This is a genomic window from Aquitalea sp. S1-19, assembly GCF_024343515.1.
The window spans coordinates 1-335 of the sequence record NZ_RJTZ01000381.1 but is presented as its reverse complement, the minus strand read 5'-3'; the positions used below and the strand labels follow the sequence as shown (position 1 = coordinate 335).

The window sequence follows — 335 nt, the reverse complement described above, 5'->3', positions numbered from 1 at the left end:
AGAGTCGGTCCATAACCTGGTGTTTTCAGCTGCCATACGGTCGCGCTGGATTCGCCCACCGGTGCCTTATGCCATGGTGTACTAAGGTTGCGGCCACCCATGCGGAACTTGAGCTCCCATGCCAAATGCTTGCGGGTTGAAATCGGGAAGGCGTTGACTTGGGTGCGCAGTTTTTCTTCCACGATACCATCACCGGCGATGATGCCGATAGCCGTATACCCTTTCTGTTTGAATACGCGATCCTTGACCCCGTCATCCTTCAGCTGCCAGCCCTGCACCACTTGCGCACGTTTGTTGACCGGATCCCACACATTGATGGTGTGGATGTCGGAGCG

1 protein-coding gene is annotated in these 335 nt (G+C 55.8%); it reads right to left on the bottom strand.

Features of this window, described 5'->3' with window-relative positions; all coding sequences use genetic code 11:
- The coding region (locus EGI20_RS19170; RefSeq protein ID WP_498633291.1) for a hypothetical protein at positions 1–335 on the bottom strand (335 nt) is incomplete at both ends.